Annotated in this window: 22 protein-coding genes; 10 read left to right on the top strand and 12 right to left on the bottom strand. The window is 59.1% G+C overall.

The genetic code is table 11. From position 1 onward, the window contains the following. Positions 1–27: 27 nt before the first annotated feature. Together DWX25_RS04185 and DWX25_RS04190 are read right to left on the bottom strand one after the other, a co-directional pair. On the bottom strand, positions 28–1071 hold the full coding sequence (locus DWX25_RS04185) for a hypothetical protein (RefSeq protein WP_117743785.1): 1044 nt from the start codon (positions 1069–1071) through the stop codon (positions 28–30). Next, a complete protein-coding gene (locus DWX25_RS04190) occupies positions 1071–2147 on the bottom strand; it encodes a hypothetical protein (protein WP_117798974.1) in 1077 nt (358 codons plus the stop codon). The genes DWX25_RS04185 and DWX25_RS04190 overlap by 1 nt, the downstream gene beginning before the upstream one ends. A 500-nt stretch (positions 2148–2647) precedes the next feature. Between DWX25_RS04190 and DWX25_RS04195 the strand changes: the two genes are divergently transcribed. From DWX25_RS04195 to DWX25_RS04220, 6 genes are all read left to right on the top strand, one after another. Beyond that, positions 2648–3862 (top strand): iron-containing alcohol dehydrogenase, encoded by a 1215-nt coding sequence (locus tag DWX25_RS04195; RefSeq protein WP_117734630.1) that lies wholly within the window; start codon positions 2648–2650, stop codon positions 3860–3862. Between the two features lie 76 nt (positions 3863–3938). After that, positions 3939–5039 (top strand): glycerol dehydrogenase, encoded by a 1101-nt coding sequence (locus DWX25_RS04200; RefSeq protein ID WP_117763638.1) that lies wholly within the window; start codon positions 3939–3941, stop codon positions 5037–5039. Between the two features lie 112 nt (positions 5040–5151). Next, a complete protein-coding gene (locus DWX25_RS04205) occupies positions 5152–6219 on the top strand; it encodes a glycerol dehydrogenase (protein WP_117794789.1) in 1068 nt (355 codons plus the stop codon). A gap of 151 nt (positions 6220–6370) precedes the next feature. Then, positions 6371–7624: a 4Fe-4S binding protein gene (locus DWX25_RS04210; RefSeq protein ID WP_117763640.1), complete on the top strand. Its 1254-nt coding sequence runs from the start codon at positions 6371–6373 to the stop codon at positions 7622–7624. Positions 7625–7738: 114 nt separating this feature from the next. Beyond that, on the top strand, positions 7739–8815 hold the full coding sequence (gene ychF, locus DWX25_RS04215; RefSeq protein ID WP_035136922.1) for a redox-regulated ATPase YchF: 1077 nt from the start codon (positions 7739–7741) through the stop codon (positions 8813–8815). Positions 8816–8826: 11 nt separating this feature from the next. Further along, entirely contained in the window at positions 8827–9210 is a 384-nt protein-coding gene (locus DWX25_RS04220; RefSeq protein WP_089572786.1) for a DUF1648 domain-containing protein, read from the top strand. A gap of 9 nt (positions 9211–9219) precedes the next feature. Here the strand turns inward: DWX25_RS04220 and DWX25_RS04225 are convergent, their stop codons facing one another. Next, positions 9220–9609 carry a hypothetical protein gene (locus DWX25_RS04225; RefSeq protein WP_117734622.1) on the bottom strand — a complete coding sequence of 130 codons (390 nt, stop codon included), beginning with the start codon at positions 9607–9609 and terminating at the stop codon, positions 9220–9222. A 76-nt stretch (positions 9610–9685) separates the two neighbouring features. On the opposite strand from DWX25_RS04225, the gene DWX25_RS09745 reads away from it, so the two are divergent. Then, positions 9686–9904 (top strand): helix-turn-helix domain-containing protein, encoded by a 219-nt coding sequence (locus DWX25_RS09745; RefSeq protein ID WP_099432713.1) that lies wholly within the window; start codon positions 9686–9688, stop codon positions 9902–9904. A 22-nt stretch (positions 9905–9926) separates the two neighbouring features. Here DWX25_RS09745 and DWX25_RS04235 read toward each other — a convergent pair whose 3' ends face one another. Beyond that, positions 9927–10940: an asparaginase gene (locus tag DWX25_RS04235; RefSeq protein ID WP_117763641.1), complete on the bottom strand. Its 1014-nt coding sequence runs from the start codon at positions 10938–10940 to the stop codon at positions 9927–9929. Positions 10941–11207: 267 nt separating this feature from the next. On the opposite strand from DWX25_RS04235, the gene guaA reads away from it, so the two are divergent. Continuing rightward, positions 11208–12806 (top strand): glutamine-hydrolyzing GMP synthase, encoded by a 1599-nt coding sequence (guaA, locus tag DWX25_RS04240; RefSeq protein ID WP_117583320.1) that lies wholly within the window; start codon positions 11208–11210, stop codon positions 12804–12806. A gap of 205 nt (positions 12807–13011) precedes the next feature. Here the strand turns inward: guaA and abc-f are convergent, their stop codons facing one another. Continuing rightward, on the bottom strand, positions 13012–14481 hold the full coding sequence (gene abc-f, locus DWX25_RS04245) for a ribosomal protection-like ABC-F family protein (RefSeq protein WP_117734620.1): 1470 nt from the start codon (positions 14479–14481) through the stop codon (positions 13012–13014). Between the two features lie 261 nt (positions 14482–14742). Next, positions 14743–16029 carry an MFS transporter gene (locus DWX25_RS04250; RefSeq protein ID WP_117798973.1) on the bottom strand — a complete coding sequence of 429 codons (1287 nt, stop codon included), beginning with the start codon at positions 16027–16029 and terminating at the stop codon, positions 14743–14745. An 837-nt stretch (positions 16030–16866) separates the two neighbouring features. On the opposite strand from DWX25_RS04250, the gene DWX25_RS04255 reads away from it, so the two are divergent. Further along, on the top strand, positions 16867–17034 hold the full coding sequence (locus DWX25_RS04255) for a hypothetical protein (protein WP_157966984.1): 168 nt from the start codon (positions 16867–16869) through the stop codon (positions 17032–17034). A gap of 782 nt (positions 17035–17816) precedes the next feature. On the opposite strand, the gene DWX25_RS04260 is transcribed toward DWX25_RS04255, so the two are convergent. From DWX25_RS04260 to DWX25_RS04290, 6 genes are all read right to left on the bottom strand, one after another. After that, on the bottom strand, positions 17817–18491 hold the full coding sequence (locus tag DWX25_RS04260) for a DUF3800 domain-containing protein (RefSeq protein WP_117734618.1): 675 nt from the start codon (positions 18489–18491) through the stop codon (positions 17817–17819). A gap of 360 nt (positions 18492–18851) precedes the next feature. Then, entirely contained in the window at positions 18852–19070 is a 219-nt protein-coding gene (locus DWX25_RS04265; protein ID WP_117734617.1) for a helix-turn-helix domain-containing protein, read from the bottom strand. Positions 19071–20081: 1011 nt separating this feature from the next. Further along, positions 20082–20561, bottom strand: a complete 480-nt coding sequence (locus DWX25_RS04275) for a DUF3021 family protein (RefSeq protein WP_117734615.1) — start codon at positions 20559–20561, stop codon at positions 20082–20084. Position 20562: 1 nt separating this feature from the next. Continuing rightward, entirely contained in the window at positions 20563–21027 is a 465-nt protein-coding gene (locus tag DWX25_RS04280; RefSeq protein WP_117734614.1) for a LytTR family DNA-binding domain-containing protein, read from the bottom strand. A gap of 1097 nt (positions 21028–22124) precedes the next feature. Beyond that, positions 22125–22544: a YjdF family protein gene (locus tag DWX25_RS04285; RefSeq protein WP_117734612.1), complete on the bottom strand. Its 420-nt coding sequence runs from the start codon at positions 22542–22544 to the stop codon at positions 22125–22127. A gap of 505 nt (positions 22545–23049) precedes the next feature. Further along, positions 23050–24012, bottom strand: a complete 963-nt coding sequence (locus tag DWX25_RS04290) for an Abi family protein (protein ID WP_117807829.1) — start codon at positions 24010–24012, stop codon at positions 23050–23052. A gap of 794 nt (positions 24013–24806) precedes the next feature. On the opposite strand from DWX25_RS04290, the gene DWX25_RS04295 reads away from it, so the two are divergent. Next, positions 24807–25256 (top strand): hypothetical protein, encoded by a 450-nt coding sequence (locus tag DWX25_RS04295; RefSeq protein ID WP_117734610.1) that lies wholly within the window; start codon positions 24807–24809, stop codon positions 25254–25256. The last annotated feature ends 73 nt before the right edge of the window (positions 25257–25329 follow it).

Below are 25329 nucleotides of genomic sequence, written 5' to 3' on the forward strand. Positions count from 1 at the left end.
AACGACATGGTCGGGTCGAGTGCGTCACTAAAATCCGTAGCGGCGCGCAAATTCCTGGGCAAGCTGCGACACGTCTTCGCAGGCATTGGCCCAGGGGGCAAAGTCGGGGGTGTCCGAGATAATGCCGTCCGCTTCCCAAACGGCTTGGTGCGAAAGATCCCAGGGATCGCGTGGCTCGGGTCGGCAGGGAAGGTACGGTGTCTGGTACATGGGATTCAGCAAGAAGAACGCGCCGCCCTCGCAGCGGTTAGCGAACTCACGCAGCGCACGCGCCGCCGGACGCATCTTGTTCGTTTTGAACAAGAGGATCGTGCGGGCGAGCAGGTACCAGGGGGAGTTCTCGAGTGCATCGGCCCCCACCTGTTCCTCGAGCTGGTGAGCCAGGGCAAAAAAGCCGTCCTGGTCTTCCAGGCGAGCGAGGGCGAGCAACACGGTGCCGGCAGCTCGGGTGGGATAGCCTTCTGCCTTAAGGACGCGGCGGGCGTAGTTGGCGGCAGCGCGGTAGCGGGCGCTCGCCATGCACAGCTGCGAGGTGGCCTCGAGCGTGTGGAGCCACCCGATAAGTGCCGGCTCGCTCACGGTGAGATCTGACGCCGTCACACCGTCCGTCAAAACCTTGTTGGCCCAGTAGTGCGGGGCTTCCATATCAAACCCGGGCACGCTTTGTTGGAGGTAATCGGCCGTGGTTGCCTCGAGCTTCATCAGGTCGCCCAGGCAGGCGTCAACGGGTGTGTCGGCCAGGATGATGGCGAGCAACTGGGCATCGACGGCAAGCGCATCGATACGGACGATCTTGAGCAGCTCATCGCGCATATCGTCGAACAGGCGGTTGCGCGTCTGCTCAAACTCCTCGTCGCTGCCCATGTCCTCGATGCGATGGAGCTCGTCGAGCAGGTGGCGGTGAACACCGGCATAGGACAGCAGCGCCTGGGCATGCTCGGACTGCGCATACTTTTGGGGATTCGCGCTAATGTCGTTATGGACAAGCTCGCGTGCTGCATCGGTGAGCTCGGGGTGCGACGCCAGATAGGTGCGCTCCAAGTAGGCGGGGATGTAGACGCTCGGATCCATTAGAGGTCCCCTCCCTTAAATGGAAGCCCCTGCTCGGCTGCGCGTAGGATGCGCTCGTCGATCTGGGAACGCACGATGTCGTTGGTGGCGACCCAGGCGGCAAAGCTGGCGTTGTCGGGAGCGCCCAGGCCCTCCTGCAGCACCGGCGTCGCCTCGGACAGTGCAAGGACGAGCTCATCGGTGGAGCCCACGCCCACGTTGACGCGGGCATAGACGCCATCGGGAAACTCGGTTTGGAAGTAGAGCGCCTCGGCGGCGTGGGGGCACGAGCGTGCAAGAATGCGCAGGTAGTGCTCGGCACCCTCGTAGTCCAGCTCGCGCCAGGCCGCGCTCATCAGCGCGATGAGCGTCCACGGGTCTAAGTCGCGCTCCGCGTCCTTGGGACGACGGCGCAGCGGCGTGTTGGCGAGATAGGGGACGGAGTGGGCGGAGCGAAAGCGCTTGAGCTCCTCGACGGGGTATTCGAGCTTTGCCATGGCGAGCATCGCGGTGTGGCGGACACCTGCGGGGTCGTTGGGCGCAAAGTCCAAGCTGCGATTCGCTGCCTCCAGTGACATGCGGTAACGGCCGCTAATGAGCGCGCGCGATGCTAAGGCGGCAAGCCAGCGCAGGTAGGGACGGCGGGTCAGGTCGCCTGCAGCCTCACGCTCGTAGGGGTCTTGCGCCGAGGCGATCTTGAGTGCCAGATCGTGCTCCACCTCGTCGCACTTGGACACCAGATACTGCATGTAGTCCTCGTTGGAATCGGCGGTGAGTGCCGTCAGCATGCGCTGGGCATCCCAGTTGGCCGGATCGAGTGCGGCCGCCTCGCGAAGCATGTTCTCGGCAGCTGCCTCTTCCTGCTCTGCCTGGGCATCGTCAGGGATAAAGGGAATGCGGTAGTCGACGGCCTCGACCACCTTGGCAATCAGATGCCCGGCGCGGTCGCGGTCGTGCACGATGAGCGGCGCGGGGTTGCGGGTGAATTGCTCCATCAGACGCTCGACGGCGGGGCCGTCGGTGAGCGGGATATTGTCGCGGCGCAAGGCCTCAAGAACGAGGCGATGGCAATCTTCTTGAATGGGATCGAATGCCATGGGGCCTCCTTTGCTGCGGTTAGGGTTCAAATATCTCTATATAAGGTTCTAGTTTACCCGCATGTGGCACGCCGGGGGTGCCGCACTTGGACTTGCACCTTTGCACCACGAAGACGGATGTCACACAAATGTCGGCACCTTGGACGACCGAGTGGTATCACGGTGCCGCAAACGGTCGATTTTTGGCGGCGAACGGTGCATATTTTGGAGGGGCACAGTCCTGCCCGGGATATGTAGTCAACCTTGATAAAACGTTTGCCCAGCTTGGGAGTATGGATGCCGCACAAGGGTCTTCAGGGATAGAAAAAACGTTTCATCATTGGCGGCTTTAGGTGAATAACTGACCAACCAGAACGGTAAAATAGTGTTTGTCTGAGCGTTGAGACGTTTAGACATTGCGCATTGTCATCGCCGGCAACGCGCAAAATGGTCCTAACGGAGCCAATCGGGTGCTCCGTTATATACGCAAGTCTAAGAGGGGCTTGTTTAGGAGGCACAGTATGGGACGTTTTACCAATCCTCGCGATCTGTACTTTGGTGAGGGCGCTCGTCACGAGGTCAAGAACCTCAAGGGCAGCAAGGCCATCATCGTGAGCGGCGGCGGCTCCATGCGTCGCGGCGGTTTTCTGCAGGACGTCGAGGCCGACCTTAAGGAGGCCGGTTTCGAGGTCAAGCTGTTCGAGGGCGTCGAGTCCGACCCGTCCGTCGAGACGGTCATGAAGGGCGCCGAGGCCATGCGCGAGTTCGAGCCCGACTGGATTGTCGCCATTGGCGGCGGCTCGCCCATCGATGCCGCTAAGGCTATGTGGCTGTTCTACGAGTATCCCGAGGAGACCTTCGAGGAGGCCGTCGTCCCGTTCTCCTTCCCCGAGCTCCGTCAGAAGGCTCACTTCTGCGCCATCTCCTCTACCTCCGGTACCGCTACCGAGGTCACCGCGTTCTCCGTCATCACTGACTACGCCAAGGGCATCAAGTACCCGCTGGCCGACTTCAACATCACCCCTGATGTCGCCATCGTCGACCCCGAGCTCACCTACACCATGCCTGCCAAGCTGTGCGCTCACACCGGTATGGACGCTTTGACCCATGCCATCGAGGCCTATGTCTCCACTGCCGGCTCCATGTACACCGACGCCAACGCCCTGCACGCCATCCGCGAGATCGTCGAGTGGCTGCCCAAGTCCTATGCTGGCGATCATGAGGCTCGCCAGCACATGCATGACGCTCAGTGCATCGCCGGCATCGCCTTCTCCTCGGGTCTGCTGGGCATCGTCCACTCCATGGCTCACAAGACCGGTGCCGCCTTCTCCGGCGATCATATCATCCACGGTTGCGCCAACGCCATGTACCTGGGCAAGGTTATCCAGTTCAACGCCAAGGATGCTCGCGCCAAGAGCCGCTACGCTTTCATCGCCAAGGAGATCCTGCATCTCGCCGGCGAGACCGAGGACGAGCTGGTCGAGGCTCTGGTTCAGGAGATCCGCGACCTCAACGACAAGCTCGATATCCCGCAGGGCATCAAGAACTACGGTGCCAAGGGCGTGAAGGCCGACGAGTCCATCATCGATTACGATGAGTTCGAGGCCAAGAAGCACGACGTTGCCGCCAACGCCATCCTCGACGCCTGCACGGGCTCCAACCCGCGCCAGCCGTCCCAGGAGGAGATGGAGCAGCTGCTCGAGTGCGTCTACACCGACACTCCGGTTACGTTCTAATCAGTTCGCCTTGTTCTGATGAGGGGCTCCGCACACAGCTGTACGGAGCCCTTTTTCTTTAGAGATTGGGATTAACATGGCTGCAATTTTCAATAGCCCCAGCAAGTATATCCAGGGTCCCGATGAGCTTGCAAAGCTCGGCTCCTACGTTGAGCCGCTCGGCGGCAAGGCCCTCGTCATCGTGACGCCTTCGGGCAAGAAACGTGTCGGCGCCAAGATTGAGGGCGGTTTTACCGAGGCTAAGGCCGAGCTGCTGTTTGAGGACTTTAACGGCGAGTGCTCCAAGGGCGAGGTCGATCGCCTGGTTGCGCTCGCTCGCGACAACGGTTGTGACATCATCGTCGGCGTCGGTGGCGGCAAGATCCTCGACACCGCGAAGGCCGTCGCCTATTACCTGGAGTCCCCGGTTATCATTTGCCCCACCATCGCCTCGACCGATGCACCGTGCTCGGCACTTTCGGTGCTCTACACCGACGACGGCCAGTTCGATAAATATCTCTTCCTTAAGGCAAACCCCAACATTGTCCTTATGGATACGACGGTTATCGCGGCGAGCCCGGTGCGCCTGACGGTTTCCGGTATGGGCGATGCGCTCGCAACCTATTTCGAGGCCCAGGCAACGCACGATGCCGACGGCGGCACCTGCGCCGGCGGCAAGGGCGGAATGGCCGGCCTGGCGCTCGCCAAGCTCTGCTACGAGACGCTTATGGCCGATGGCGTCAAGGCCAAGGTTGCGCTGGAGAAGGGTGCGCTCACGCCTGCCGTCGAGCACATCATCGAGGCAAACACGCTGCTTTCGGGCATTGGCTTTGAGAGCTCGGGCCTTGCTGCTGCCCATGCCATCCACAATGGTCTGACGATGCTGCCCGAGTGCCACGGCATGTATCACGGCGAGAAGGTCGCCTTCGGCACCATCGTTCAGCTGGTACTCGAGGATGCCCCGACCGAGAAGCTCGAGGAAGTCTTGGGCTTCTGCATTGAGCTGGGCCTGCCGGTCACGATGAAGGAACTTGGCGTTGCCGAGCTTACGCGCGAGCAGGCCATGATTGTTGCCGAGGCCGCCTGCGCGCCCGATGACACCATGTGCAACATGCCGTTTGAGGTGACGCCCGAGATGGTCGCAAACGCCATCCTGGGTGCCGACGCGCTGGGCCACTACTACCTTATGGATGAGTAAATCAAGCTAAGGAAGGGGCAAAGCCAGCAGATGGCTTTGCCCCTTTTTGCTATGGTGCAAAGGGGCAGGTTACTTTGCACCAATCGTTGTTTGATGAAGGGCGGATTCTCGTATGGCGCTTCCCATGGTTTATGGCGGTCCCGGCCGGTATGTTCAAGGGCCGGGCGAACTTTCGCGTCAGGGCAGGTATTTGTCATGGTTGGGTTGCGCTGCCTATGTCTTGTTTGACCAGGGCACCGAGGATCGGCTGTGCAGGCAGATTGTCGATGGATTTCTGGACGACGATCTGAGTGAGCCGTTCTTTAAGATTTATGACGGTCCGTGTACGGAAGAGGCCGTTGTAAAAATGGCTAAGGAAGCCCAGGCTGAGTATTGCGACATGGTGGTGGGTATTGGCGGCGGCAAGATGCTCGATATCGCCAAGGCAGTAGCGTTTTATGCCGAGTTGCCGTTGTGCGTATGCCCCACGGCGGCTTCGATGGACGGTCCGTGCAGTGCGATTTCGGTGCTGTATCACGAGGATGGGTCGTTCGACCGCTACCTGATGCTCGAGAAGAATCCAGATCTGGTCGTGGTTGATACCAACGTGGTCGCAGCGGCCCCACTGCGTATGACGGTCGCTGGTATGGGCGATGCGCTGGCAACGTACTTCGAGGCGCGTTCGTGCGCCGCGGCGCACGGCGCCAACGAGCACGGTGGCGCGCCGGGGCACTTGGCTCTGGCTGCGGCTCGTGCCTGCTACGACACACTTATGGAGTGCGGTGTCGCTGCCAAGCGTGATCTCAAAAAGGGGCGTACGTCGCCAGCGGTTGAACGCCTGATCGAGTGCAATATTCTGCTCTCGGGCGTCGGTTTTGAGAGCGGTGGCTTGGCGTTGGCGCATGCCATCGCCAACGGTCTGACGATCCTGCCCAAGTGCAAGGCCATGCATGGCGAAGCCGTGGCATTTGGCCTGGTGGTGCAGCTGCGCCTGGAGCGTGCGCCCGAGCTTGATCAGGTGCTCGAGTTTTGCCAGCGCGTCGGTCTGCCGACGACTCTCGAGGAGCTGGGTCTTGGCGAGATTTCCGATGCCGATCTGCAAAGTGTTGCAAATGCGGTCTTTAGAAACGAGCGCAACATGGCCAACGAGCAGGCCAAGGTGACCAAACAAAAGCTCGTGCAGCTCATGCGCGAGGCATAGTTTGGCGCTTGATTGACCTTGTGCAATCGAGGCGGCGATAGGCCATGGGCTATTTGCCGCAAAGATGCGCCGCGTGAAATTTGCCCGAGGCGTGGACCGATAGCGTATTATTATCTCTTGCTTGTTTGCACTGCTCAGGGAGGGGCCGCGCATGGCGCAGGAACACGATCTGTTTGATGACATTATCGAGATCAGCAAGGGTTTCGACTTTCTTAAAAACCCGCTTGGCGGTGTGGCCGATGCACTCGATCCGTCGGCGCCGCAGTGGAATCCTGCCGACTACAAGGAACGTCCGCGCGGCAACACCATTCCGTGCTTGACCTGCAAAAACGAAAAGAGCGGCTGCACCGCGTGCATGGATGTGTGCCCGGTGGACGCCATCGAGGTCGAGGAAGACGCCATCGAGATTCTCGACTCCTGCCGCAAGTGCGGCCTGTGCGCCGCCGCCTGCCCGACCGAGGCGATTATCTCGCCGCGCCTGGCGCCCAAAAACCTGTATGACGACATTGTCTCGGCGGCCACGAGCCACGAGACCGCCTACGTTACCTGCACGCGTGCCCTTAAGCGCATGCCGCGCGAGAATGAGGTCGTCGTTGCCTGCGTGGGCGATATTACGGCCGAGACTTGGTTCTCGGTACTGGCCGACTATCCCAACGTGAGCGTGTATCTGCCGCTGGGCGTGTGCGATAAATGCCGCAACACCGGTGGCGAGGACATGCTGGGCGAGGCGATTGCGAAGGCCGAGGAATGGGCCGGTACGGGTATGGGCCTAGAGGTCGATCCCAAGAGCCTCAAGTGCCATAAGCGTCGCGAGTACGAGCGCAAGGAATACATGGAAAAGATTGCCCGTACCACGGGCCTGACCGTGACCAAACTCAATCCGGCGACGGCGGCACTGGCTTCGGTGACGCAGAAGCTCAAAGCCCATCGCCATCAGATCACCCAGCTGGAGCGCACACTCAACACCATGTGCGGTACCACAACGACCAAGCGTCGCCGCTCGCTCACACACGGACGACAGCTGGTGCTCTCGACGCTGCAAAACCACCCCGAGCTTGCCCAGAACATGCAGGTGAGCACGCCGGAGTGCGATTTTGACAAGTGCACGTCGTGCGGCGAGTGCGTTAACGCGTGCCCCACGTCCGCCTGCGATTTGGTGGGAAGCGGTCGCTTTGCACTGGAGTCCACGTATTGTTTGGGTTGTGGCGCCTGTGTCAAGGTTTGTCCCGAACATGCGCTCAAGCTGGTCGAGCACGATGCGTCCAACTTGGTTGTCGTCGACCCCGAAGCCGAGGAAAAGGCCGCTCAGAAGGCCAAGGCCCACGAGGAGGCAGAGAAGGTCAAGGCCGAGGCAAAGGCCAAGCTTGACAAGATGCTCGATCAGGTGGAAAAGCTCGCAGACTAGTCAGCGACCCCTATCTCTGCTTCATTTGCGCCGCCGCGGTGTCCGGATTCGCCCGGATGCTGCGGCGGCGCTATACTTATGAAGTTTGAAGTACCTGTACCAAAAGGAGCTGTCGTGTCCCTTTCCATCGGTATCGTGGGCCTGCCCAACGTGGGCAAGTCGACGTTGTTCACCGCGCTTACCAAAAAGACCGGCCTTGCCGCCAACTACCCGTTTGCCACGATCGACCCCAACGTGGGTATCGTCGATGTGCCCGATAGCCGCCTGCAAAAGCTCGCCGACATCGTTAACCCCGGCCGCATTGTGCCGGCTACGGTCGAGTTTGTCGACATCGCTGGCCTGGTGAAGGGTGCCAACGAGGGCGAGGGCCTGGGCAACCAGTTCTTGGCCAACATTCGCGAGACCGACGCCATCTGTGAGGTCGTGCGCTACTTTAAGGATCCCAACGTCATGCGCGAGGTGGGCCGCACGGGCGAGTTCGTCGACCCCGCCGGTGACGCCGATACCATCATGACCGAGCTCATCCTGGCCGACATGGGCACGCTCGAGAAGCAGCTGCCTAAGCTCGAGAAGGAGGCCAAGCGCGACAAGGAGCTCATGCCCAAGTTTGAGGTCGCCAAGCGCCTGCTTGCCTGGCTCAACGAGGGCAAGCGCGCCGCATCCATGGAGATGACCGACGAGGAGCGCGCCGCTGCCAAGGGCCTGTTCCTGCTCACCATGAAGCCCATCCTGTATGTGGCCAACGTGGACGAGGATATGCTCAACGACGACCTGGCGCCCATCGATGGTGTCAAGCCACTGCCCATCTGCGCCAAGATCGAGGCTGAGCTTTCCGAGCTCGATCCCGAGGATGCGGCCGACTACCTGGAGAGCTTGGGCCTGGAGCAGCCCGGTCTGGACGTGCTCGCGCAGGCCGCCTACAAGCTGCTTGGCCTGCAGTCGTTCTTTACGGCTGGCGAGATGGAGGTCAAGGCTTGGACGGTGCGTCAGGGTGCGACCGCTCCGCAGGCTGCCGGTGTCATCCATACCGACTTTGAGCGCGGCTTTATTAAGGCCGAGGTCATTGGCTATGACGACTACATCGAGCTCGGCGGTGAGCAGGGCGCCAAGGCCGCCGGCAAACTGCGTATTGAGGGCAAGGACTATGTCATGGCCGATGGCGACGTCGTGCACTTCCGCTTTAACGTGTAAGGACGACGCATATGTTTAAGTATGGCAAAAAAGCTGGCTACATGGGTATTGCTCTGCTCGTACTTGCGGTGATTCCGCTGGTGGTCGCAGCGTGTGTTATCCCCAACATTGGTCCCGAGGTGGCAACGAAGTTTAACGCAGCCGGCGAGGTGACGCGCTGGGGCAAGAGCTACGAGTTGCTGGCACTGCCGGTGCTCAACCTACTGCTGAGCGTGGCGACGTACTTTACGGCAGGACGCCAGGCTAAAAACAATGATGACTCCGCCGCCATGGCGCGCATCGTGTGCGAGCGCTACCTGCGAAACGGCTGCATCACGGGTGTGTTTCTCAACGTAATCAACGTCTACTTTATGTACTCGGCGATTACCGGAACGGGCTTTGGCTTTGGTTTCTAACTTGTTCTTCTAGGCAACGAGCCTGCACGCATATTCAATGGCTGCTGCGAGGCCGCCGCTCGATCGTGGTTTAAAGACCATATCGGCGGCGGCCTCGTTTTCGTATCCGGCGCCGCGAAGGGTGAGCGCGGTACCGGCTTCTAGGAGAAGGGGCAGACCGCGTTGGCTGGTTGTGATTACGGCAGCCTGATTGAGCGAGCAGCTGTGCGCTTGGCATTGGATGGCAAGTTCGCCTTGCGCCGGGCAAGGGACCAGAACGGCGGCGACGCGACTTGATAGCAATGCAAATGCTGTGCGCTCATCGGGCGAAAGACATTCTGCTTCAACGACGACGAGCTTGGGCGGTGCGCTGTTTGTGCGAAGCGTGGCTCGGTACGTGCGGACCGAAGAACCCGACATAGAAAACTCCTGTGTATTCGGCAAAACGTAAACTATAGTTTACGTTTATGTTCGGCTCCATTTCAAACTCGTCTGCATGGACGAACGTGCTAAACAGATTCTTGGCAGGCGGGTCGAAGAGACGCGCAGGGACCTTGGTATCTCCAAGGTCGATTTTTGTGTGGCAGCAGGAATCAGCCGCCCCTATCTCGACAGAATCGAAGATGGAACGGCAAATTTCACGCTCAAGGTTCTATTTAAGATCGCGCCCGCCCTTGGCATGACGGTGTCAGAGCTTCTCGAGGGTATCGAATAGGGGATACCCGTCGACAACTGAATTACGCCATCGGGACGCGGTCGTGGTTGACTTGGCTGTAGAACAGGCGCTGAATCTCGGCGGCATCGCGTGACTGGCCGAGTGCCCACATAGTCTTGGCCACGAGCGTCTCGGTGGTCATGTCATCGCCGCGCAGAATGCCCGGATGGTCGGCGTAAGCACGGCCGACCTCGTAAACACCCAGGTCAAGGCCCTCTTCGGGGACTTGCGTGGTCATAACGACGGTGCGGCCCGAATCGACCCAGCGGAAAATTGCCTCTTGGAACGACTCGCCGGACTCGCCGAACTCGGGGATGCCGCCAATGCCAAAGGTCTCCAGAATCACGGCGTCGTAGCTATCGGCCAGAGCGTCCAGAACGCCAGGGTTCACGCCGGGCGTGAGCTTGAGCACAAATACGCGTGGGTCGATGTGGTCGTAGAAGCGCACCGGGTTTTCGCCTTGATGCGTGCCGTGAAGCCCGCTGCGCACGATACGGTCGTTGCGGATATAGGCGATGGGCGGATAGTTGACGCTAATGAACGCGTTAAAGCTCATGGTGCGCTGCTTACGGGCGCGTGTGCCGGCAATGGCGACGCCGCCAAACACGATCGAGACGTCATGCGAGTGCTCGTCGAGCGCATAGAGCAGGCTCTGGTACAGGTTGAGCTTGGCGTCGGTAAAGGGATTGCCCATGGGCTTTTGCGAGCCGGTGAGCACGATGGGCTTGGGGCTGTCCTGAATCAGGTAGGAAAGCGCTGCCGCGGTGTAGCTCATGGTGTCGGTGCCGTGCAGAATCACGAAGCCGTCGTGGTCGGCATAACCCTCGACGATGACGTCGCGGATACGCATCCAGTCACTGGGGCGCATATTGGTGCTGTCGATGTTCATGGGCTGCACGACGTCGAGCTCGCAGAGGCCCGAGATCTCGGGGACGCTCTGGGCGAGCTCCTCACCGGTCAGGGCGGGGGAGAGGCCATTGCCGTCCTCGGTCGATGCGATGGTGCCGCCCGTGGCGATGAGAAGGATGCGCTTCATGCTGGTATTCCTATCGTATTTGCCGCCGCAGAGGCGGAGTCGTTCGGCAGTATTGTGGCACAGGGCGTCCAATGTTCAAACGTATTACATCATCTGTAACGTTTAGTATCACTCCAATTGCCGTCAAATAGGGCCCCGGTCGTGCGTTTGCCGTGCGCTGATGGCTGCGAGGGACGAGAAACCCCATATAACGTGTACACTATGAAAGTTATTTTCGTTCATTCACGCGGGTGGGCACCGGCTCCCCGCCAACAAGAGGGGGAAACCATGGATCAAAAGGCTTCCGCAAAGGTCCTCGTACTCGACTTTGGTGCGCAGTACGGTCAGCTCATTGCCCGTCGCGTCCGCGACCTCAACGTGTATTCCGAGATCGTTCCCTGCGACATCTCGGCCGATGAGATTCGCGAGATGAACGCCTCTGCGCTCATCCTTTCTGGCGGCCCGGCTTCTGTGTATGCCGAGGACGCTCCGTCCATCGATCCTGCCATCTTTGACCTGGGCCTTCCCGTCCTGGGCTTTTGCTACGGCCATCAGATCACGGCCGTGACGCTCGGCGGCAAGGTCGGTCACTCCGAGGTGGGCGAGTACGGCCGCGCTACCATTACGCGCACGGCTGGCGCCAAGCTCTTTAACTCCACGCCCATGGAGCAGACCGTGTGGATGAGCCACCGCGACGCCGTTTCCGAGGTGCCCGAAGGCTTTACCGTCACCGCCAGCACCGACGTGTGCCCGGTTGCCGCCATGGAGTGCGTTGAGCGCAAGATCTTCACTACGCAGTTCCACCCCGAGGTCAAGCATTCCGAGTACGGTCAGCAGCTGCTGAGCAACTTCCTGTTTGAGATCTGCGGCCTGGAGCCCAACTGGAGCATGGACAACCTGGTCGAGACCATGACGGCCGAGTTCCGCGAGAAGGTCGGCGACGACCGCGTGATTCTGGCCCTGTCCGGTGGCGTCGACTCTTCCGTCGTGGCTGCGCTGGGCGCCCGCGCCGTGGGCAAGCAGATGACCTGCGTGTTCATCAACCACGGCCTGCTGCGCAAGGGCGAGCCCGAGCAGGTGGAGGAGGTCTTCACCAAGCAGTTCGACGTCGACTTTATTCACGTCCACGCCGAGGACCGCTATGCCGAACTTCTGGCCGGTGTGACCGAGCCCGAGGAGAAGCGCCGTATCATCGGCACGCAGTTCTGGAAAGAGTTCTTCGCTGTGGCCCAGCAGCTCGAGTGCGATGGCAAGCCGGTCAAGTACCTGGCTCAGGGCACCATCTACCCCGACATCATCGAGTCCGGCGCTCGTAAGACGGGCGGCAAGACGGCCACCATCAAGAGCCATCACAACCTGATCCCGTTCCCCGAGGGCGTGCACTTCGACCTCATCGAGCCGCTCGACCACTTCTTTAAGGACGAGGTCCGCGCACTTGGTCTGGCGCTGGGCCTGCCGGGCCACATCGTGTTCCGTCAGCCTTTCCCGGGCCCGGGTCTGGCCATCCGCATCATCGGCGCGGTCGATAAGGAGAAGCTCGAGATTCTCAAGAACGCCGACGCTATCGTGCGCGAGGAGCTCGACGCCTACAACCAGCGCCTGTTTGAGCAGACCGGCGAGCGCAACTCCGAACACAGCTGCTGGCAGTATTTTGCGGTCCTGCCCGACATTAAGTCCGTCGGCGTTATGGGTGACGAGCGTACCTATCAGCGTCCGATTATCCTGCGCGCCGTCGAGTCCAGCGACGCCATGACCGCCGACTGGGCCAAGCTGCCCTATGACGTTCTGGCCCGCATCTCCGGCCGCATCGTGGCCGAGGTTCCCGGCGCCAACCGCGTGTGCTACGACATCACGTCCAAGCCGCCCGCGACCATCGAGTGGGAGTAGGACGACAGGGTTCTGACCTGCGATTTTGAGTGCCGCACTATGCCGCTGAGTTTCGTTTCGTACGAGAGTCATGACAAAGCCACCAGCGACGGAGATGAGTAAAAGCGATTAAAGAGCCTCCGTTCCCTGCGTTGGGACGGAGGCTCTTTCTTTGCCGTTTTACTCCCTTGTCTCCGTTCGGGGATTATTTCTTGCTCATTTAGGGCTATTCGCGCTGAAAGATTTTGACTAGCTTGGTGTCCTTTATTTCGTAAATAATGTCTGCGACGTTCTCGACCAGCCTCTTATCGTGGGAGACGAACACTATCGTTCCGGCATAGGCGCTCATCATCTGCTCGAGGGCTTCGGCGCTCTTGATGTCCAGGTAATTTCCAGGCTCGTCCATGAGCAAGATGTTGTATCTGCCCAGCAGCATCTTCGCGAGCAGCAGCTTGATGACTTCGCCTCCCGAGAGAACGCCAACGTCCTTTGCCAGGTCACGCGGTCCGATTCCCATAGAGGCGAGGATGCTTCGGATTTCGGTCATGCTGTACTCGCAACCATCCTGCATGAACGAGATCGCAGACTGACGGGCGTCGAACTTGTAGCCTGTTTGCTCGAAGTAACCGATCTCTGCCTTGGGAGAGATGTTGATACCGTCGGCGCGTCGAGCGATTGCCTTCAGCAGGCTGGTCTTTCCTGTACCGTTGCCACCGGTGATGGCCACTTTGGCACCGAGCGGTATCTCGAATTTCGCGTGGTCATAGAGCATGCAGTTGCCGAAGCTCAAGTTGAAATCGTCTGCCGAGATGGGAAATTTACTATGCAGTTCCAGGGCCTTGCTCTGGCGGAACCGCACGGTGCGAATGCTGTCAGGGGCCTCAATCCCTTCGAGCGCTTCGAGGCGCTTCTCCATGTTCTTAGCCGCCTGGTACATCCTCTTCTGTTTGGTGCCGGTTGCTTTCTGATGTCCCAATCGACCTGCATTCTCGTTGCTTTTCTTTGCGCCCTTCTGCTTGGCGTCGACCTGCCGTGCTTTTTTCCGTTGTTTTTCGATGGCGGCTTCAAGGCGCTCGCGCTCGCGCATCGCCTCTTCGTATCGAGCCGCCTGAACTTTGCGCTCTTCTTCTTTCTGTCGCAGATAGTCGGAGTAGTCACCCCAGAATTCGGAAATACCGCCGTCTTTGAGCTCCCAGATCTTGTCCACTACCTGATCGAGAAAATAACGGTCATGGCTCACAATGAGCAGGGCTCCATCAAATGCCTTGAGTTGTCCGACGAGAAGACTGATGCCGTCTTGGTCGAGGTGGCTCGTAGGCTCATCAGCAAAGATCGCGCTTGCCTGCTGGGAGAGCGCAGAGGCAATCTTGGCGCGTGTCTCCTCTCCGCCGCTCATCGTCTCCTGCGCCACTCCGGCGACGTTGAGACGGGAGAGCATCTCACCACTGCCCTGAGCCGCATCAAGGTCGAGTTCATCGAGTTGGCCGATGAGGGCAATGCTGCCGAAACGCCTGACGTCGGCGTCCGCAATGGTAAGATTGCCGCTCAGAATTTTAAGCAGGCTGGTTTTGCCTGCGCCATTGTCTCCCACCAAGCCGATGCGATCGTAGGAGTAGATTTCCAACTCTTCGATATCTAGGATATCGCGGCCGGCATATTCCAAAAAGATGTCTTTAGCTTTGACTATGAGTTCCATAGGTTGAACCGCCTTTTGTGTATTAGCGTTTTACTGGAAGCGCAGCCATGCCAAAAAAGATTGCTCACGTCGATTTTTCGCCTTTGCCCAATTGCCGGCGCGAGCGTTTTGGCCTTGCGCAAGCCGGCAAATCCGAAAATGATAGTTGGCGACGAATAAGGAGCGCGATGTGGGATGTCAGTGCAATACCTCGTCGTCGCAAGGGCTTGAAGGCTGACGCTTGAACCGATGGCTGCTGCCTCTTTTTTTCGAATACTTGGGCTATTGAATCTGCCCGGTATCTCTTTTCCCCACGTTTCGGACGCTCGGAGCAAGCAGCATAGCCATCGCAAGCAGTACCATGGTCGCTCCAGAGCCGACGAACCATAACGGAGCTCCAAGCAGATCCGCAAAAACGGAGGGGGCTGCGAGGCCCATGGGCATGGCCCAAGCCATGATGGTTCCGTAGAGGCCGAAAACGCGGCCTAGGTACTCAGGAGGTATCTGCTCCTGCATAAGGGCAGTCTGGGTTCCCGCGTACAACGGGGAGCATGCGCCCATAAGAAAGCTCACCGGCAGGAAAGCAGCGAACAATGACGGGCCGAGCGATCCGGATACGATTGCGGCAATGCCGAAGCCGGCAATCGCGGCGACCATGGTGAACGACCTATTGCGGAACCCTCCCGTAACCGCCAAGATACCGGACCCAGCCAGCATGCCTGCAGAAAAAAGGATTTCCACCAAAGCGGCATCCCCCGTGCTACCGCCAAAATGCCCCAAGGTCATTATTGGGAACAATGCCGCGAGCGGAGAGAACGCGAAAGCGAAGACGAACCCGCACCAAAGAAGGGCGAACAGCCCCCTGTACCCCCTAATCAGCTTGTAGCCGTCCGAAATCTCAGAGAAGAGCTCTCGAACCTTATTGGAAAAGGACAAGCTGCGGTCGGCTTCGTCGAGGCTCCCTGCGTCTATCTGTGCGGCGAGGATGGCTAAAGAAGCGAAAAGCGCTCCCAGCACGTCGAGGACAATCATAGCGGTAATACCCGCCACGGGATAAATCACTGCTGCAAGCGCGGCGCCAAGAATGTATCCGCCGGACTGAATCGCCTGAGTCACCCCCGATAGGCGAACGAGATGCTCCGGTGGGGCGAGATGGGGCGTGAGAGATTGGGAGGCTGGCGTGTAGAACGAAGTACCAACTGCACGGAGAAACAGGGTGATGAGAATTAGCCATGCAGGTAAGCTGCCGGCCAACGAGGCAATCGCCAAGGCGGCACCCACCGCGGCAATGAAGAGGTCGGCGCCGATGAGGACACGTTTCAAAGGCAGTCTGTCGACAACGGCGCCCGCAAGGATTCCGAACAAAGCAATCGGCAGAAAGCCTGCCAGCGATGCTAAGGAGAGGAGAGAAGACGACCCTGTCGTGAGGGCGAGATGCCAAATAAGACCCATTTGGAGAATCGAACTCGTCAATGTCGAAACGAGCTCGCCGCCCCATACGAAACAAAGCTTGAATTGCCATGAATGGCACAGCAGAGCAGACCTGCCCCGAGAGGTTTCAAATATCATGGTTATGTCCAATCGTGAAATGGCGTGCAGAAAAACAGCGCGACGCCACAACAGCGCCGCTTTCTAGGCGCTCATCCACGTGCGGAAAAGACCAACCACGACACCCCTCCTTTGTTAATTCGGTCTGGCAAACCATGTAATATTAACGAGGCTTGAGTTTGCCTGTCAAGAATCGACCATCGGTAAGCGCAGTCCTCTCTGGCCATTCGATTCCTTTTGTATCTATGGTTGCATAGGTGACCCGCCAGGGCTATTACGCGTGGAAGAGGCGCCTGCCGAGCTGGCCGATGAGGCGCTGAAGATGGCCCTGGTCAGGCGAAACGATCCCAAGGGATGCGTACATCATTCGGATAGTAAGAATGTTGCCAGCAGGTTTTGCGGCAACCGCAAAGGAGCCGTATCCTGCAGCTGGAATCACGTTGCAGCATCCTGACCCGCATTCCGATTGGCGGACGGCCCGCTTCGGCATCCTGACCAGCACAGCGATCGAGCCTTGTCATTCCTTGGATATGCCGGTTGCTCGGGGCGGTCCCGACGGAGGCCCTCGCCTCCCCGGTCCGTGACCCAAGAAGGGCAAGCATGCTGATCTGCATGGCTGGTTCCTCCTTTATGTAGACGACCATGCAAAGAAGGGACAACCGAGGAGGCAGGTTACTGATGCGGGCTCCCGCACGCCCATGACTACCCGACGGGCTGTTTTTCATCTCCGATGCCCGCATTGCAGCATGAACGAATGTGCCTCGACATCTCTGCTGGCATGGTACGACTGGGATCGCACCTCGACGCATCCTTGCGCATACTGCCTTCCAAGTTTCGAAACCGGGAAGGAAAGTGTATGTGAGCGACGATATCGGCGCCGATTCGACGCTCGAGAGGGAGATTGCGCCGATTCTATCCATCGGGGATGCATTCCCGAAGATTCTCATCACTCGCACGAGGCATGAGCCCCATACCCGGGAGGGCGTGCTCGTGCTGAATTTCGCGAGGTGGCTGCTTGGCGGGTAGGGTTCTGAACGTCGCATTGGGATATCGCGCGACAGGGCACGCAGGGCTGTTTGTGCCCGCACGGGAAACGCCGTCGCCATGCGGGCGGCCTGTCGTGTCCGATTAGCCTTTTGCTAAACAGGCTTACGCCAACTCATGGGCAAGCCACCTGAGACTATTCACTTTGCTTATCGTTGACAAAGACCTGTGGCCTGCGGTTTTGTGAACGGCTCGTAAGCCACCCGCGTCGACTCACTTACTGTTGAAGCTGGTGGTTTGCAGGCTCAAAGGCGGTTGAGTTTCAAAACGGGCGTTTTTCGGCGATATCGAGCCTCCAAAGGCGGCTCTCCGTGCCCCTTGGGACAAAAATAAAAACTCAATACTCTGAGTTTGAAAATGGTTTTTGAAGTTGTCCCAGCTTTTGTCCCCGAAGCCGATGAAACGCGACGTCGCGTCATTCAGCGGCACTCACTTCGAGATGCCGCCGAAAACTGGGTGCAACTGGAGTGACGAGACGGCAAAACTATAACCACCGAGTGGGAATAAGCGATATTCGTTGATTTCAAGCCTCCGAACTGCGACAACAGGTCGGAGGCTTCTTATTTTGCAACCTCTGTGCAACCTTTGCGGTTTCGCGCCCCGTGAACAGGGAGCGTAGCACTGTTCACGTCTGAGCTGATGTCGGCATCGATCATTGCCCGCGCTGCTTCTGCTTGCGCTTCAGCTTCCGCTGCTCGAAGCACGTCGCCCGGAGTTCCCCGCCAGAGGAGAGCTGACCGTTCCTTGCGAAACCGCGAGACCAGCTATATCCGCTTGCTGCGGGCTTGCTTGAGCCAGTTCCTCTTGAAAGGGCCTATACCTCCGAAGAACTTGTTGTACGTCTCACCGTTCTCCTTGGCTTCGTACTTGACCAAGGCAAGTTCGATAGCGCAGAGGTAATCCGCCACTTGCTCGAGGCGGTAGTCGGTCATCGAGGTCTTGCGGCGTCGGACGACCCCTTTTGAGAGGATTTTGCCCACCGAGCGGTCGAGCGCCTGCTTGACAATGTCCTGACCGTTGTCGTAATAGACCTTCACATCGTCGAAGGACTGGAAGAAGCCCAGGTGTTCAATCATGGCGGAGGAGATGTCGCGCCCCATGCGCTCCATTAGCCTTGCCGGGTCTTCGAACTGGCTGCGGCGGTAGACGAACGTGATATAGGAAATGGGAAGTTTGCGGACGAACGAGGAGAAGTAGGCGAGCATCACCTTGCGCTGCTCGATGTTAAGAAACTCATAATCCTTGTGCCCGTTCATGAGGGGCTCGGAGTGGAACGGGATATTGGGGAGGTCGGCCCTGGCGAGTTTTGACTCATAGCCCGTGACCGCTTCGGCGATACTGTCTGCCTGATCGTGAAAGACGAGTGTGAGCAGGTAGTAGCGAGCTTTGCCGCCGCGGTCGCCGCTCTCGTCGACAAAGATGCTGAGCTCCTTGGCCAATGGGGACTCCTAATGGAATGGATAAAAAAATAGCCGGGGGACTCCCCCGGCACTTGGAGGTAGCTCAATGAGCCACCAACAACCTTATAGCATGCGCTGACAGTGAATACAAGAGGGGAGCGGGACGAAGCTGCTGTTGATAGTGCCCCTGAAATAGATTTGCAGCTTCTTCAAGATTACGGAACACGAGAATTGATCGTCGGAGCTGGCTTGCGATAACAACCCGAAGCTTGCCTTTGTCTGTCCGAACCTGATTCAGAGGCGCAGTGACACCATCCACGAAGGCGTGCCTGAGCTCCTTTCGTCTCGAGGCTCCCTCACGTGCCCGGCCGCGGGCGGCTCCCGGGGCGGTCGCCGCCGTCATTTCCGGCCGCTCCTCGACTCGATGTAGGCGTCCACGGACGCCCTCGAAACCAGGAGCTTCCTGCCGAGCCTGTACGAGTCGATCTCCCCCGACCAGATGAGGTCGTACGCCTTGTTTCGGCTTGCCCTCATGTACTCCTGCATCTCGATTACCGTCATCCATTCGTCGCGGTCTTGGTTGCCCTCGGGCGCGACGCATTCGGCTGTGCGTGCCATGGTTCCTCCAATCTTCCCGCACGGCACCGCGCGAGCACCCCGCACGGCACCGTGTCCCTTTTCGTCTGCACGACGATTGAACCACCTGATTGCGGTTGGCGTGTCCGACGGGAGCGGAGACGGGTCGAGGTAGGTCGAGCTGGTCGGGTCTTCACGAAACGGCCATGAGCCGCGTGCCTTAGCTCGCGGCCAAGTCCCTGAAAAGTAAAAGGCGCCCATGCGGGCGCCTGCCTAGGATCGAAGTTTGTTTGGTTGTGGTCGGAATGCTCGTATTCCGCGGTGCTGTCGTCCGGGGTCCGGCATCTGTCGTTCGCCTCTTCTGTCGTGTTTGATGTTGCGTGTTATGCGAGCGACCTTTCGCGGGCCTGCCGGCCCGTTGCCCCAGGTGCACCCGGGTAAATGGTACCCATCCGTTGGGACATGGCCTGACTAGGAAGATGATTATGCTGCGGGAAAAAGGACGAGCGGCGCGGCTTGAGAAGCAACCATGGGCGTCCCTATGGCCTGACCAGCCATAAATTGCGACGAGCTCGCGTTACCGCAACATACGAGGTGACTGCTCGGCGAGCAGGGGTTCTGAGCGCAGCGTGGGGCTATCGCGGGGTTCTCCCGGATGAGAAACAGCCGAGGGAAACGGCCCGGCACTTGGAAACCCTCCTGGCGGATAATCATCAACTTCATATCATCGCCCGCACAGGAGTATCCGCCCCTCGGTATGACTGCGGTGGAGGAAGTTTCGCCATCGTCTATGCTGGACACGAGGTCGTCTTCCTCCAATCCGATCAGGCTGACCGAGCAATCAGCACCTGGATCGACATTCCCCTGCACATGAACCCGCTTATGCGCGCAAACGAGGGCTACAAGGGCATGACCGCGCAGGAAGCGCTTGGGGTAGCGAACGGGGCCGAGCATCGCCCTGCGCCGGCCTTGGCATCAGGCCCTCGCGCTGGGCGGTAATCCGAGGATCGGGAGTAAGGATTTGCCCAGCATCGATAATGCTCAGCTATACCCTTATTCCGTCTCCCTGCTCTTGCGGTATTCCGCGAGCCTGTCGTTCAATTCGCGGGTCTCGCGGCTCAGCTTGGCGTTGAAAGCAAGAGTGAGGACCGCCAGGATGGCGAGATAGACAACCGTGAAGGTAACCCACGCCCCGGGGTTGTCCGCGGAAACCCAAGCAAAGACAAACGCCAATGCACAGAGGGCTGCGTAGAGGCAAACGCTGAACAGCACCAGGCGCGCGGGATACGCCATCCGTCTGATCACCGCGGGCGTGAAGAACACGAACTGCAGCGCGGGGACGGTGACGCACGCGGCGAGAATCGACCAGCAATAGTTAATGCCCTGCTTGGCGGCGTCATCAGCGAAACAAGTCCCTAATGCCAAGAAGGCTATCATGGCGACAGTGAAGCCGATACAGGTGCTTTTCACGAGTTGTCCGAGGTTTTCCACGGGCGTCTTTTTATCGGTGTCGATAATGTCCCTGTTAATCATTTCAGTCTTCCTTCCTTCGTTTCGACTGCTTCAGACCGAGCTTCGATTTGACGTCGGGCGCATACTGGCGCGAGATAACGACCTGCTCACCGTTTTCCAGGGTGGCGATGATCCTGCCGTTGACGTCGGGCTTGAGGGCGGTGATCGCGCGGAAGTTGACGATGCAACCTTTCGCGATGCGCAGGAAGTCGCAGTCCGCCAGGAGCTCCTCCATCTCGTAAAGGCGCAGGCCCGTCTCGAGAACCGTGTCGGCCGTATAAATGAACGTGTGCTTGTCGACCGACTCGATGAACAGGACGTCTTCTGCGCTCAGCACGCGCGTGCAGCCGTCGGCCGTGCCCGTCACCTTCCTGTCAAGCATGCGCAGCCGAGCCGCTATATCAAGCACGCGGCGATCGACCCTTACACAGACGATCGTGACTTCTATATCTTGAGCTGCTTCTCGCTCTTCGATTGTGATCTTCATGCGTCCTCCTTTCGGACTGCTCTCATGCTAGCTGACGAAGATAGCTGAACCTTCGGCGTTTAACCAAGCTGCGCTGTCGAGGAACCAAGATGCAGGCTGGGCGAGCTGAACAGCAAGAGAGACCGTAGTCACGCATCCTCGGATCGAGCCCGAAACAGCAATCCTTGCCGCTCATGAACACCGGCACGTGAAACGCTATGCTCAAGAGCACTTAGCTCGAAACCCCTCGCATGCAGCTATCGAATCCGGGATGCTGTCCGATTGGTCGTGCACGACGACGGGCGTACAATAGGCGGAAACCAACAAGAACCTGCCCTCCATGCCAACTCCGCCACCTGACGTGATGGGCGATCCGATTGCTCTTCTGGATTGCCTTGAGAAGAACGCTGGCGGAATCACCGAGCAGGACTCCAAGGGGACTGCATTTCTTCGTGTGGTTCCTATTGCCAAACCCCGCCCCCAGTTGGAAGCCATCTTAGGCATATCAGCCTTGGGGACGGTGTTGTGACTCATATCGGCCAGTCTTCGCTCGACGGAGTCGGCGTTTACGTTAGCGTCGAGTTCGGGAGCGCATTGAGGTCATTCGCATTTCCTCATGCATTTGAAAGTGGAATCGTTGAACTCTTGGGTGGATAAGCCACCTGCGACGATTCTTTCGGTCATCGCTCTTGTGCATCTCATCTGACCTGCGGAAATGCAAGGCGGCAAAGCCGCTGGCTACGATTCACTTTGCTAAACAGGCGTCAAAAAGGGAAAACAGCCGTTTTGGCACCCCTTTCGAGCGGTTCCGGGCCTCAAAGCCTTGTCGTTTTTGTCCCCGGGACAAAAATGAAACTGCGAGCTTGCGGTTTCGAAATAGTTTGCGAATTTGTCCCAGGGTTTGTCCCAAACGCCTACGCGAGGACACGCGGAGGGATTCGGCGGCAAGGTGGACAAATCGACAACCAAACTAGACCCAATTGGAATGTCGCCACGGCAAATGGACTTGAAAGAGTTGGAATAGAACATACGTTCTGTATAACGTTATAGCACCAGGTGGCAGGCGTAGTTTCAATCGAAGCTACGCCTGCTGCTATATATACTGGTCGATAGCGGTATCAATGACCGCGATGCTTCTGTTTGCGCTTCAGCTTCCGTTGCTCGAAGCGCGCCTCCGCCTCATCCGCGCGGCGTTGGCTTCTTGTATGAGCCGACGCCTGCTTCATCGCTTCCCGTTGTGCCGCGAGCGCCTGTTGTGCCTTGGTGCTCACTGCCGGCCGCTTAAGGGCCTTCGCCGCCTCGCGGGCGCGCCGCTTGGGGTTCTTCGCGGGCTTGCTCGCCTCGGTCGGATTGTCGCCGAAGAACGAGAGCTTCTCCCATTTGCCGACAACGAACTGCAGGATCTCCTCATCGGATGGCTCCGCGCCGAAGACGATGCGGGCGACGCCGTATCTGCCGTTCTCGACATGCTCCGCCAGCCCGACCCAGAATTGGCCGTCGTGATATACGGTCAGGGTGGACGACACGCTGATCTGCATGGTTGGTTCCTCCTTTATGTAGATGACCATGCAGAGAAGGGACAACCAAGGAGGCAGGTTACTGATGCGGATATCCGCACGCCCACGACTACCCGACGGGGACTGTGTTTTCATCTCTGATGTCCGCATTGTAGCACGCGCGGATTTACGATGTTGATCGCCGGCGCCTAGACAGAGATGAAGGCGGTTCGATCTAGGTCAAGCCGGTCACTCGTTCATGAAGCGGCCGATTCCCTGAAAATAAAAGGCGCCCACGAGGACACCTACAGGCTATCTTCGAACTACTTGGTTTGGGGCAGACGGAGGAAAAAAATAGGGCAGAATCGCTCTCACGATCCCGCCCCGCAAACCCGAGGGTTTCTAACCGGCTCCATTATTCCGGGCTTCTCAGTTCTGTCATTGACCCAGGTATCACCCGTCTCCTATAGCGAGTGAATATAAAAATAGGGCAGAGTCGCTTGCGCAAGTCCGCCCCTAAAACCGTGAAGGTTTTGCTATCTGCAGGCTATTCTACCAACCCGAGCGATTCTGTCAACCTGCGAAGGAACTCGAGCGCGGAGCGAGCTGCGGCGTCGGGCCCCTTGTCGGGCAGCGCCTCGGTTCCGCCGTCGGCCCTGGCGAACATCTCGGCGAGCTCGGATGCGGCGCGCGAGCGCGAGGAGCCCTCGGGTACCAAGCCGGAGTGCGCCACGAGCACGGTCGCGACCTCCTGCATGGCCGTATTCCCCATCCACTTCCTCCTGGTCGCCTTGGGAATTCCCACGGCGGCGACCCTTCGGGAGACACCGCTGGACGCCGAGCCCCGGGCGGCGCCCCTCTCGGCGAAGCAGTTGATCAGGCACGAGCCGTGCGCGGCGCAGTTGCGGACGGACTTCACGCGCTTGAGGTCGTAGTGGGAGGCCTCGAGGCGCCTGTCGCCCCATCGCCTGGCGCAGAAGCGCACGAAGTCGATGAGGGTGCCGAACGAGGTGAGCTCAAGGAAGGCCCAGGCGGGCATGTCGCCGGAGTACTTCGCGTAGAGGCTCGAGCTGTAGGGGCTGCGGCCGCTCATCTTGAGCTCGCGCAGGCGGTACTCCCTGTTTGCAGTGGTAAGCGATGCCATATAGTCGGCCACGATGGCGTAGCCGTCCTCTCCGCGGTCCTCCATCTCGCGAAGCAGTGTCACCTTCTGGAAATGCTCGATGTCGAGCGTCATGCCGAGCAGGGCGTGGCGCAGCTCCTGGTCGAGCGCCGCGAGCAGGCGCAGCTGGCCGAAGTCGAGGTCTACGTAGCGGCCGTCGCGCGGGCCTCCCTCGTATTTCGAGAAGAGTTTGCGGTAGGATGCGAGCTTGAAGAAGTTGCACTTGTCACGCAGGTAGTCCGCGGCCTCTTCCTCGGAACACAGCTCGAAGGCTACGCCCTTCTGCTTGAGGTGCTCTATCTGCTGCTCGATCGTGAGGATCGGCTTCCTATCGTGGGGTTCGGCCATGCTCGGTCTCCTGTCATAAAAAGTATTGCCTATTTTACCAGCATGTTCTCGACATTCGATGGAGGCCTCATCGTCGACTCATGGGCAAGCCGCCTGATACGACTCCCTTTCCCTGCCAGCAGCGCAGTCGCCTGACCTGCGGCTTTGGAATCGCGTTGGAAGCCGCCCGCGACCAATCATTTGCAGTTGTTGCGAGTGGCTTGCGCGTGATGCTGCGGTTGAGTTTCAGAAACGGGCGATTCCGCCCAATCGGGCACCCGAATCACGGCCGGAAGCTCCTTTGGGACAAAAACAAAAACTCAATGCCCTGAGTTTGAAAAAAAGTTTTGAGGTTGTCCCAACTTTTGTCCACGAAGCCGACGAAACGCGACATCGCGTCATTCGGCGGCACGCGTTCCGTGTCGATGCCGAAAACTGGGTGCAACTGGAATGACGGGACGACAGAACCGAAGCCATCGAGTGGGAATAGAAAATACCTTAGTTATGGGGGTATAAATTGGATTTCCTTTAGGATGCACCCCCATAACTATATGAATTGACCTGCTGACTCCAATGAAGATTGGTGGGTAACTGCCAGGGGTGGCGGCCCAGCGAGTGTTGTTTTGCGAGCTATGCGCATTGAAAGCGACCTTTCGTGGTATAAACTACTTGCCGGAAGCCGCGGCTTTCAGAGTACGGCTTACGTGTACGTTTAACCTCCGTGGGCGACGGGGTGCCGCAAGGCGTAGAATATCGCCCACCTGTAGGGGCCTGCAGCGATGCGGGCCCCGCTTCGTATGAAGGGGGCGTAACCGATGAAGATCGTATCCATCTCCCAGGACTTCTTCGACCTCGTCGAGGGCGACCGCGAGCTCATGCTTAAGCACAATCTCCCCTGCATCGTGGTGGTGAGGCTGCGTTTCCGCGGGAAGCGCAGGGACTTCGCCGTGCCGCTGCGTTCCAACATCGCCCCCAACGTGCCCAAAGACCAGTACTTTGCGTTGCCACCCCGCCCCACGACGCGCCCCGGCTGCCGCCACGGCATCCACTACATCAAGATGTTCCCCATAACCAAGTCCTACCAGCGTCGCTTCAGGACCGAGGGCTCGGCCTACTACGAGACGCTCCAGCGCATCATCGACGGCAACACCAAGCGCATTGTCTCCGAGTGCCAGGCGTACCTCGACCGCTACGAGCGCGAAGGAAGGCCCCGCTTCGCCGTCGACATCGACCGCATCGTGGGCCTGCTGGAGGGCGAGAAGTAGGGCACCTCGGCTCAATCCCGAGCCATGCGGAACCGCTTCACATTTTTGAACGCCGCGCGCCCCAAATACCCGA

This window comes from Collinsella sp. AF18-8LB, assembly GCF_003459795.1.
In the GTDB taxonomy this organism is placed as follows: domain Bacteria; phylum Actinomycetota; class Coriobacteriia; order Coriobacteriales; family Coriobacteriaceae; genus Collinsella.